The organism is Candidatus Aeolococcus gillhamiae, from assembly GCF_016464765.1.
Classification (GTDB): Bacteria; Chloroflexota; Dormibacteria; order Aeolococcales; family Aeolococcaceae; genus Aeolococcus; species Aeolococcus gillhamiae.
The window spans coordinates 1-9761 of sequence record NZ_JAEKNS010000128.1; the positions used below are offsets into that span (position 1 = coordinate 1).

Annotated in this window: 12 protein-coding genes; 3 read left to right on the plus strand and 9 right to left on the minus strand. The window is 70.5% G+C overall.

Annotation, left to right across the window (positions count from 1 at the left end; all coding sequences use genetic code 11):
* Positions 1-137: 137 nt before the first annotated feature.
* The gene (locus JF886_RS12420) at positions 138-554 is read right to left on the minus strand and encodes a nuclear transport factor 2 family protein (protein WP_337312916.1); all 417 of its coding nucleotides are present in this window, start codon (positions 552-554) and stop codon (positions 138-140) included.
* An 83-nt stretch (positions 555-637) separates the two neighbouring features.
* On the minus strand, positions 638-1504 hold the full coding sequence (locus tag JF886_RS12425; protein ID WP_337312918.1) for an SCO6745 family protein: 867 nt from the start codon (positions 1502-1504) through the stop codon (positions 638-640).
* Positions 1505-1530: 26 nt separating this feature from the next.
* On the opposite strand from JF886_RS12425, the gene JF886_RS12430 reads away from it, so the two are divergent.
* Entirely contained in the window at positions 1531-1812 is a 282-nt protein-coding gene (locus JF886_RS12430) for a hypothetical protein (RefSeq protein ID WP_337312920.1), read from the plus strand.
* On the opposite strand, the gene msrB is transcribed toward JF886_RS12430, so the two are convergent.
* The 6 genes from msrB to JF886_RS12460 are packed head-to-tail and all read right to left on the minus strand — an operon-like array spanning position 1809 to position 6067.
* The gene (msrB, locus tag JF886_RS12435; RefSeq protein WP_337312921.1) at positions 1809-2261 is read right to left on the minus strand and encodes a peptide-methionine (R)-S-oxide reductase MsrB; all 453 of its coding nucleotides are present in this window, start codon (positions 2259-2261) and stop codon (positions 1809-1811) included. The genes JF886_RS12430 and msrB overlap by 4 nt on opposite strands.
* A 47-nt stretch (positions 2262-2308) precedes the next feature.
* On the minus strand, positions 2309-3523 hold the full coding sequence (locus tag JF886_RS12440; RefSeq protein WP_337312923.1) for a M20 family metallopeptidase: 1215 nt from the start codon (positions 3521-3523) through the stop codon (positions 2309-2311).
* Between the two features lie 50 nt (positions 3524-3573).
* On the minus strand, positions 3574-3798 hold the full coding sequence (locus JF886_RS12445) for a hypothetical protein (protein ID WP_337312925.1): 225 nt from the start codon (positions 3796-3798) through the stop codon (positions 3574-3576).
* A 45-nt stretch (positions 3799-3843) separates the two neighbouring features.
* Positions 3844-4821 carry a helix-turn-helix transcriptional regulator gene (locus tag JF886_RS12450; protein ID WP_337312927.1) on the minus strand — a complete coding sequence of 326 codons (978 nt, stop codon included), beginning with the start codon at positions 4819-4821 and terminating at the stop codon, positions 3844-3846.
* Positions 4822-4825: 4 nt separating this feature from the next.
* Positions 4826-5503 (minus strand): hypothetical protein, encoded by a 678-nt coding sequence (locus tag JF886_RS12455; RefSeq protein ID WP_337312929.1) that lies wholly within the window; start codon positions 5501-5503, stop codon positions 4826-4828.
* A 60-nt stretch (positions 5504-5563) separates the two neighbouring features.
* Positions 5564-6067 carry a MarR family winged helix-turn-helix transcriptional regulator gene (locus JF886_RS12460; protein WP_337312931.1) on the minus strand — a complete coding sequence of 168 codons (504 nt, stop codon included), beginning with the start codon at positions 6065-6067 and terminating at the stop codon, positions 5564-5566.
* 90 nt (positions 6068-6157) lie between these two features.
* Here JF886_RS12460 and JF886_RS12465 point away from each other — a divergent pair, with 90 nt between their 5' ends.
* Entirely contained in the window at positions 6158-6748 is a 591-nt protein-coding gene (locus JF886_RS12465) for a YceI family protein (protein ID WP_337312933.1), read from the plus strand.
* Between the two features lie 285 nt (positions 6749-7033).
* Here the strand turns inward: JF886_RS12465 and JF886_RS12470 are convergent, their stop codons facing one another.
* Positions 7034-7858: a maleylpyruvate isomerase family mycothiol-dependent enzyme gene (locus JF886_RS12470; RefSeq protein WP_337312935.1), complete on the minus strand. Its 825-nt coding sequence runs from the start codon at positions 7856-7858 to the stop codon at positions 7034-7036.
* A 69-nt stretch (positions 7859-7927) separates the two neighbouring features.
* On the opposite strand from JF886_RS12470, the gene JF886_RS12475 reads away from it, so the two are divergent.
* A partial coding sequence (locus tag JF886_RS12475; RefSeq protein WP_337312937.1) for a DEAD/DEAH box helicase occupies positions 7928-9761 on the plus strand: 1834 nt, incomplete at its 3' end.

Sequence of the window (9761 nt, forward strand, 5' to 3'; positions counted from 1 at the left end):
AGCGTGCCCGCCCTGATTGCCGCCATCGGTCGTTTCCTCACCGGCTGGAACAAGAACTCCCGGCCCTTCTCCTGGATCAAGCCCGCCGACGTCATCCTCGCCAAGGCGAACCGTCTACGTATTCCTGAGTCGGTGCACTAGGTATGTGCTCCAGCTGCAGCAAGCGCTGCAGGTCCATCCTCACCGCGGAGCATGTACCACTCGCGATATTCGGTGCAGCGACCATCGGCGGCGAAGGTCAACACGAAAAGGTTCGCGTATTCCTTGTCGACGCGGGATCGTGAATCGTCGAAGTAGCGGGAGAAACCCGTGACGACCGCGTGATCCCCGCTGACGATGAGGGGATCGTAATGGGCTTCGAATGCGTCGGGCGGATCGCCGGCGATGCGCCAGTATTCCTCGATTTCGGCGAGCCCACGCCGGGGCGGACGGAACGCATCCGTGTAGTACACCGCGTCGTCGGTGAACAGCTCCGAGACTCGTAGATGGTCTCCTGATCGCCACACGTCGATGTAGCAGCGCACCCAGTCGGCCACTGCGGCACTGTCGCCCACGTCGTCTCCTACAACGCGATCCGGCCTCAACGGGATCGATGGTCGAGCCTACTCCTGCCCCTTGCCGTCGCTGCGCGCCCTGCTCAGACGGGGCGGCCCACCCCGATCGGGTTCGGGTACACCAAGCCCCCCGGTCCTTCCAGGCGCGCCGCCAGGTCGGCGAGCAGCTCGAAGAGACGCCCGCGCCGGGCCTCCTCGAGTTGCTCCCACGGGCCTACGGCGAGCCGGTCGGTCGCCTCTTCGACGGCGGAGTGCACGTCCCGGCCCTGCGCGGTCAGCGCTCCCGCCTCGTCGAGCAGGCCGCGGCGGCGGAGGCGCTCGTGCCCGCCGGTCCATTCTTCCTCAGTCCAGCCGCGGAAGCTGCGCAGCGTCTGCGCGTCAACGCTCTTACCGGCCGCGACGGCCATCAGGAGCGCGGCAAGGCCGTCGACGTCGTGGACGGTGAGCGCGGTGACATGGCCGTCGAAGCGGTGCTCGCGCAGCAGCGTGCACGCGTGCCACAGAGCGAGATGAGCGGAGGTCGGGACCTCGAGCCCGGCGTGGCCGGCGAAGAGAGGCCGGCCGTCGCCACGGAGCATGGCCGCGACCTCGAGCGCCAGCTCGGCGGCCTCCTGCACCTCTTGGCCCTCGGTCGCGTCGCCCCAGAGTCGGCGCAAGGCCGCGTCAGCGATGGCGAGTCGCGCCTCGAGGACGCGCGCCGGCGATGAGAAGGTCCACGCGTCCGGGATGGCCCGGCGCACCATCGCCGGCTGGAAGTTGTGAAAGACGGCGGTGACCACTTCGCCGCTCGCCGCTCCCATCGGCGCCGAACGTGATGCGAAGTAGCCCATCCAGCCGCCGCGCAGCCCTGCCGCGGCGTAGCTCTCGCGCACCTCCGGCGCGAAATACACGATCGCGCTGATGGGTTCGAACAGCGTCCAGGCTCTGCGGGCAAGGCTCGTCTCTGACACGCGCGCAGTCTGACAAACTACCGTCCATGGCCGAAACGACACCAGAGGACGGCGACCCGATCGCCGACGAGGCCAGGCGCGCCCGCGAGGATCGCGACCGCAGCCTGTTGCCCTCCAACGACGGCCTCGGTCCCGGCGCGGGCGAGACGCCGGCCGCGGACGTCAGCGCAGGCGCCTCCGACCGGGAGGACGCTGCGCCCGACGTCACCAGCACACCCAGCCTTGGCGCTCCGCCGCGCCGCACTGACCGACCGGACTTTCGCTCCAGCCAGCTCGACGGCGCGCCCGACGAGGACGAGGAGGACTAGGCGGGCGGGTCGGGGCTGGTCGTCTCCGCGTCACCCGCGCCGGCGCCCGCAGGGGTGGCCTTGGCAAAGCGCAGCGCCGCGGAGTTGATGCAGAACCGCTGCCCGGTGGGCTCGGGTCCGTCCTCGAAGACGTGGCCGAGATGGCCGCCGCAGCGCCCGCAGCGCACCTCCGTGCGCGGCACGATCATCTTGAAGTCGCGGTGCTTCTCGATGCTGTCGGGGTCGGCGGGGGCGTAGAAGCTGGGCCAGCCGCTGCCGGACTCGTACTTGGTGCTCGAATCGAAGAGCTCCGCGCCGCAGCCCGCGCAGAGGTACTGTCCCGCGGCCTCGACGTGGACGTACTGGCCGGTCCCGGCGCGCTCGGTGGCGCCGCGACGCAGCACCGCGTACTGCTCGGGGGACAGCTGGTCACGCCATTCCTGGTCGGTCTTGACAACTTTCTCGGTCATGGTCCAACGGTAGACCATTCGTGGCTTTCGAGCACTCCCCGACGGCGTCAGGAGCCGGAGCCGCGCCACTCCCGGCGGCGCCACGGCTCCGCGGCGAACGACGCCCGCACCGCCTCGCGAATCTGCCCGTCGGCAATGACGTCAGCCCCGGTCAGGGCGAGAGCCGCCGCACCGCGGAGCATCACGTCGTGGGCCTGCTCGGTGGCCGCCGCCTCACGGAACTCGTGGGTGTGGCAGGAGACGCCCTCCTCGGTGATGGCGACTTCGGGATGGATGGTGGGACAGGCGTACGAGAGGTCACCGACGTCCGTCGAACCGACGCGTTCCCATGGGGTGGCCACCCGCGGCCGCAGCCCGAGCGACTCGAGGTGCAGATGCCCGCGCTCGGCGAGGACGCGGTTGCTGCGCAGGTCCTTGTACGTCTCCTCCCGCTCAAGCTCGAGCGAGCACCCGGTGGCGCTCGCCGCCGCCTCGAAGATGGCGCGAAAGCGAACGTTCATGACGTCGAGATAGGCGGCCTCGCGAGCGCGGGTGAGAAACTCGCCGCTGGTGCGCTCCGGGATGATGTTCGGGGCGGTACCACCCTCGGCGATGAACCCGTGCACGCGCGCACCGTCCTGGAGCTGCTGTCGCCACAGCGAGATGCCGTTGTACGCATGCACGAAGGCGTCGAGCGCGTTCAGCCCCTGGTCAGGGTCGCCGGCGGCGTGCGCGGCGCGACCGGTGAATGCCCACCTCCAGTGCGTGCATGCAAGCGCCCACATCACCGCCATGGTGCGGTCGGTAGGGTGGAGGATGAGGGCGGCGTCGCAGTCGTCGAAGACGCCGTCGTTGACCAACGGGATCTTGCCACCTCCGCCCTCCTCGGCAGGACTGCCCACCACCCGCACATGCCCGGCGATGCCACCGTCGCGCAGCGCCTGCAGCAGCGCGATCCCGGCCGCAGCCGAGGCGGTGCCGATAAGGTTGTGACCGCAGGCGTGGCCCAGGCCGCGCAGCGCGTCGTACTCGCAGACGAAGGCGACCCGCGGACCGCCGTCACCGCTCTGGGCGTCGGCGATGAAGGCCGTCGGCATGCCCGACACGTCACGACGAACATCGAACCCCTGCGACTTGAGAAGGCCGCCCAGGGTTGCGCACGCGCGTGTCTCCTCGAACGCGGTCTCGGGATGCGAGTGGATGTCGAGGGAGACGTGGCGAAGCTCCGTGCGCTGCTCGGCCAGCACCGCCTGGATGCACGCGGCGACCGAATCGATGGCCACAGACAAGGCAAGCCTCCCGTTTGGACGGTCGCGCCGTGACGGCGTCGGCCTCAGGGACTGACGCCCGACCCGGGTGGTGGCTGAGCACCACCCGGTGAAGAGAGGTTGCTGCCGGGGGTGCTCTGCACCGAACCGCCCCCGGTGCCGCCAGCAAAGTGCACGAGTAGCACCACCACCACCGCGATCACCACGATGACCGGGACGAGGATGAGGAGCAGCCGTTGTGCGGAGGGCCGCGCCGCGCTGCCCGACGGAGGCGGTGGTGTTGTTGCCACACGGTCACCTTAGCCCACGTGCCCAGGCTGTGGTGAGGTCGCCGCTCAGCTTCCCCGATAGCGGGCTGCCCCCTGCGCAAGCGTGGCGGCGATGTGCTCGCGCAGCGACGGTGGTGCGATGACCTCGACGGAGCCGCCCCAGCCGAGCACCCACGACCGCATCTCTACCTCGCTGGCCACCCGCATCCGCGCGTCCATGCCGCCGTCGTCGCGCTCGGTGATCTCCGCGCCACGGTGCCACAGCGCCTCGCGCGCGCGCTCTGCAATGGCGCTGTCGAAGCGCAGCACCACGTCGTCCTGCCCGGGCGCCTGCCAGATGCCCCACGAGCCGCTCACCACCGCGTCGATGTCGAAGTCCTCTGGCACAGTGAACGTCTGCGGCAGCAGCCGGGCGTCACGCACCCGGTCGAGGCGGAAGGGGCGCACCTCTCCGGAGAGGTCGTCGTGGGCAAAGATGTACAGCGTGCGGCTCTCGGCGCGCGGCTCCAGGAAGTACGGGCTGAGCACACGTTGGGTCTCCCGCCCCTCGGCATCGCGGTACGTGACCGCAACGCCCTGACGGCGGACGAAGGCGTCAACGATGACGCGCTCCACCTCCTGCCGCTCGCCGTGGGCGGGACGTCGCTCGGAGGCGGCGATGAGCCCCTGCAGGTAGCGGGTGACCACGGGGACGCTGAGCGCGCGGGCCAGCTGCGCCAGCGCGCCGATCAGAGCGGGCGCCTGCTCGGACCGCATCTGCTGCATCGCGCGCACCGCGAGGAGCAGCTCGGTTGCCTGGTAGCGATCCAGCTGCATCGCCGGCAGACGGCTGCGCGAGCCGATGCGGAAGCGGCCGTCGACCTCCTCGATGTCGATGCCGGCGCTGTCGCGCAGCGTGCTGATGTACCGCTGCACTGTCCGCGTGGTCACCTCGAGCTGGTCGGCGAGCTGGCGCGTGGTCAGCCCCGCCTGAGTGTCGGAGAGACGCTGGAAGAGTTGGATGACGCGGAGGAACTTCTCGCCGCTCTCGTAGCGCTGGCTCATGTGATCAGGTGATCACGTTGACCGCGCGACCGGCGACGAGCGCTACGGTGAGGAGCGACGCCACGCACTGGATTGCCATCAGCCCCTTGGCCTTGCGCGTCAGCGGCAGGGTGTCGGTGGGGCTGAAGGCGGTGGCGTTGGTGAGCGAGACGTACAGGTAGTCGAAGAACGTCGGCCGCCATCCCGGTGGCGCCTTCTCCGGCAGGTTCATCTGCGGAAACAGGAAGTCACGGTACGGTGCGCCGGGCCGCAACCGCGCTGCCGGCCCGCCGCCATCCAGCTCCCAGTACCAGAGGCCGAAGACGATCACGTTGGTGAGGTAGATCTCGATCGCCGAGATGATCAGCGTGCGGCCGGTGATGTGGACACCGCCGAGGATGACGTGGACGAGCAGGCCGAGCGAGGCGACGTTGGCGAGCGTGGTCAGGCCGATGAGCGCGATCGCCGCCATCCGGCTCGGACCCGCCTCGCCCGGGTGCCGGTGCGGCCGGGCCACCGTGAGCGGGAGGAGGATGGCGCCCTCCAGGGCGGGGAAGACCCAGCGCGGGCCGAGGACGAGCAGCTCCGGCAGGGCGAGATACAGCGCGATGGCGAGGACGATCGAGAGCGTCGCGGGCCAGCGCGCCTGCAGCAGGGGCACGTCTGCGGCAGGAGGCGGGGTTTCAGCGGCCTGCTCAGGCATCCCAGCGACGATACGTGAAGAGCGGGTGCCGGCCTGGCAGCGCAGGCGGGCGGGCCGGCGCTACTCGATACAGCCCCCGTCGGGCGCCGCCGACGCAGGCAGGCGGGAGAGGACGGATTCCGTGATCCTTCCGAGCTCGGCGACGTCGGTCTTGGAGAGCCCATCGAAGAGATAGGTGCGCAGGTGCTCGACGTGGCGCGGAGCCGCGGCCGCCAGGGCGTCGAAGCCGTTGTCGGTGAGCGTCGCCAACCAGCCGCGGCGGTCGCTCGGGCAGGTGGTGCGTTCCACCCAGCCGAGCTCGACGAGCCGCTCGACGGCGTGGCTCATCCGGCTCGGTGAGCTCATCGTCGCCTCGGCGAGCTCGCTCATCCGCAGCGTCCGGCGCGGCGCCTCGGAGAGCACCACGAGGATGGCGTAGGCGCCCGCCGCCATGCCGGCGTCTCGGGAGAGGTCGCGGTCGAGCTGGGCGAAGAGGAGCCGGGCGGACTCGCGGAAGGCACGCCAGGTGCGCTGCTCCGCGGTGGTCAGCCAGCGGGTCTCGGTGGGGGTGGGCGGGGTAGCCATGAGAATAGTGTAACCGAAAAGTTTGACATCTCAACTTCTTTGGTGATAGTCTACTCGGCAACAGTTGAGCATTCAAAAAGGAGCTCAGAAATGACCGCCACCGCCACCGCCACCGCCAACCCGACCCAGCCCCAGATCGACGGCTACACCGCCGGCCGCTGGGCCATCGACCCCGTCCACTCCGACCTGTCCTTCACCGCCCGCCACATGATGGTGAGTAAGGTGCGCGGCCACTTCCGCGACTTCGACGGTGAGGTCGTGCTCGCCGAGAATCCGCTCGAGTCGACGGTCACCGCGAACATCCGCGTGGCCTCGGTCGACACCAACCAGGAGTTCCGCGACAACCACATCCGCTCCGGTGACTTCTTCAACGCCGAGACGTACCCGACGGCGACCTATCGCTCAACCGGCGTTCGTGTCGACGACGACGAGTTCATCATCGACGGCGAGCTGACCCTCCGCGGCGTGACCCGCTCGGTGCCACTGGCGGTCGAGCTCAACGGCTTCGGGCCGGACCCGCAGGCCGAGGGCGGTCGCCGAGCCGGCTTCACGGCCCGCGGCAAGATCAACCGCAAGGACTTCGACGTCAACTTCGGTGGTGTGATGAACGGCGTCACCGTGGTCAGTGACCAGATCGAGCTCACCTTCGAGGTCGAGACGATCCTCCCGCCTCAGGCCTGATCCGACACTCCCCTCACTGGGGCCGGCGACAGACTGCTGTCGCCGGCCCATTTCATGCTCGGCGCATGGTCCAGCAGACGGCGGCACTCATCGATCGACCCCCGCCCGGGCACTACCGGGAGCGGCTCAGCACCGTGCTCGAATGCATCCCGGTCGCCGAAGAGCAGCCCTGGCCGCGCTGGCGATTGGCGTCCGCCCCACGTCGAGTGACGGTCCGCTCAAGCCGCCACCCGACCGGCCAGCTGCCCCTACCGTTGGAGGCCGGCGACGGCGCTCCCCTTCGCCCTAGGGTATGACGTTCATCGCCGTGAGGATTCGCGCCGCCAGCTCAGCGTCGCCGTCCACGACCACCTCGCCGCAGTCGATCGCGGTGGCCCCGTCGCGGCGACCCGAGGCCACGCGCATGAACACGACGGGGGAGGCGCGAAGGTGCAGCGTCGCCTTCCCCGCCGCAGGATCCGCGGGCACGCCTCGCCCCGCCTGCACACTGGCCGCGGTGCGACGTGGCAGCGGCGGTCCTATGTCGAGCGCGACGCAGGTTCCTTCGGTGGCGCCGCCCTTGGCCAGCCCGCGCGGCAGCAGCATGAGCATCTCGTCGAGCACCCGGCGCCCGGACGGCGTGTCGACGGCGGCGTCTTGGTCAAGACCCAGGGCCTCTCCGATGTCGAGCTCGTGCACCACGTAGTCCCACAGCCGGATGGCGATGAAGTCACCCTGCCCGACCACGCCACCGCGCGGGGAGGGCACCTCGTCGGCCAGCGCCGCCTCGTCGAGGTTGCGGAGCTGCTCGAGACGGAGCCCTGTGGTCTCGCGGAACTCGGCGAGCACGTCGGCGCCCGACCAGGAGCGCCGGCGATCGACCATGCGCTCGTTGAGGTGACCGAGGGGATTGCGGACGTGCGCGATGGCCGCCGGCTCGTGGGCGGGCTCATCAAGACCGAGGAGCATGGACTCGAGGGAGCCGAGGTGGCCGACGACATCCTTGACGTCCCACGCCGGCAGGGCGGTGGGCCGGTGCCAGCCGGCTTCGTCGAGCCCGGCGCACATGGCGTCGATGCGCGCACAGCACGCGGCGATGGCGTCGATGGTGGGCGCCTGGCTGTTGGCCACGGCGCAGCCTAGCGCAGCTCCACCACCGTCGAGGATGCCGAGTCCGACGACCGAGCCGGGTGCGGGATCATGAGCGACATGGAGCCCCTCTCCCTCTTCTCGCCGTCCGCGCAGACGTGGTTCGGGGACGCGCTCGGCGATCCCACCGAGGTGCAGGCGCGCGGGTGGCCGGAGATCGCCGCCGGCCGTCATGCGCTGCTCTGCGCGCCCACAGGCAGCGGCAAGACGCTGGCCGCCTTCCTGTGGTTCGTCGACAGCCTCGGGCGCTCACCCGTCCCCACCGAGGGGCAGCGCTGCCGGGTGCTGTACATCTCCCCGCTCAAGGCGTTGACCGTCGATGTCGAGCGCAACCTGCGCGCGCCGCTGCGCGGCATCGCGCTGGAGGCAGAGCGCCGCGCCGAGAGCTTCCGCGAGGCACGCGCGGCGGTGCGCAGCGGCGACAGTACGTCCGCGGAGCGGCGGGACCTCGTGCGCCACCCGCCCGACATCCTCATCACCACGCCCGAATCACTGTTCCTGATGCTCACCAGCGCGGCGCGCGAGACGCTGCGCAGCGTCACCACGGTGATCGTCGACGAGATCCACGCGCTCGCCGGCACCAAGCGAGGCGCGCACCTCGCGGTCAGCCTGGAGCGACTCTGCGCGCTGACCGACAGCGACCCGCAGCGCATCGGCCTGTCCGCAACGCAGCGCCCTCTCAGCGAGGTCGCACGGTTCCTGGGGGGCACCGGGCGCGACGTGGCCATCGTCGACGCCGGCGTGCGCAAGCCGATGGAGCTGACCATCGAGGTCCCGGTCGATGACATGACCGACCTCGACCGCGGCGCTGAGCGTGGTGGCGATGTCTCGACCCCGCAGGCACCGCGCCGCAGCATATGGCCGGCGGTGACGCCGCGGCTCCTCGAGCTGATCCGCGCTCATCGCTCCACCATCGTCTTCGTCAACTCGCGCCGTCTTGCCGAGCGGCTCAGCGGACAGCTGAACGACCTGGCCGGCGAGGACCTGGTGCGCGCCCATCACGGCTCGATCGCGCGCGAGCAGCGCACGGTGGTCGAGGAGATGCTCAAGGAGGGCCGGCTGCCGGCGATCATCGCCACCAGCTCGCTGGAGCTCGGCATTGACATGGGCGCGGTGGACCTCGTCGTCCAGGTCGGCTCGCCGTTGACAGTCGCGTCCGGCCTGCAGCGCATCGGCCGCGCCGGGCACAGCGTCGGCGTCGCCTCGCGCGGAACCATCTTCCCCACCCATCGCGGTGACCTGTTGGAGGCGGCGACCATTGCCGAGCGCATGCTCGATGGCGCCATCGAGGAGACGCGCGTTCCGCGCAACCCGCTCGACATCCTCGCCCAGCAGATCGTCGCCATGGCGGCGCTCGACACCTGGGATGTCGGCGAGCTGCGGCGCACCATCGTGCGCGCGTATCCTTTCGCCGACCTCGGCACGCGCGCGTTCGAGGCAACGCTCGACATGCTCGACGGCCGCTATCCGTCGGAGGAGTTCGGCGAGCTGCGCGCGCGCATCGTCTGGGACCGGCTCGCGGGCACGGTGCGCGGCCGAGCCGGCGCGCAGCGCCTGGCAGTCACTAGCGGCGGCACCATCCCCGACCGCGGCCTGTACAGCGTCAACATCTTCGAGGACGGCCGTCGCGTCGGCGAGCTCGACGAAGAGATGGTGTACGAGCTCCGCCCCGGCGAGGTGTTCATCCTCGGCGCCACCAGCTGGCGCTGCGTCGACATCACGCCGCAGCAGGTGCTCGTCCTGCCGGCGCCGGGAGAGCCGGGGAAGATCGCCTTCTGGCACGGCGACTCAGTGGGCCGCCCCTTCGAGGTCGGCGCCGCGGTGGGCGCGCTGGTCCGCGAGCTGCGCGCCGCGGGCGAGCCGGCCGCGCTGGAGCGGCTGCGCT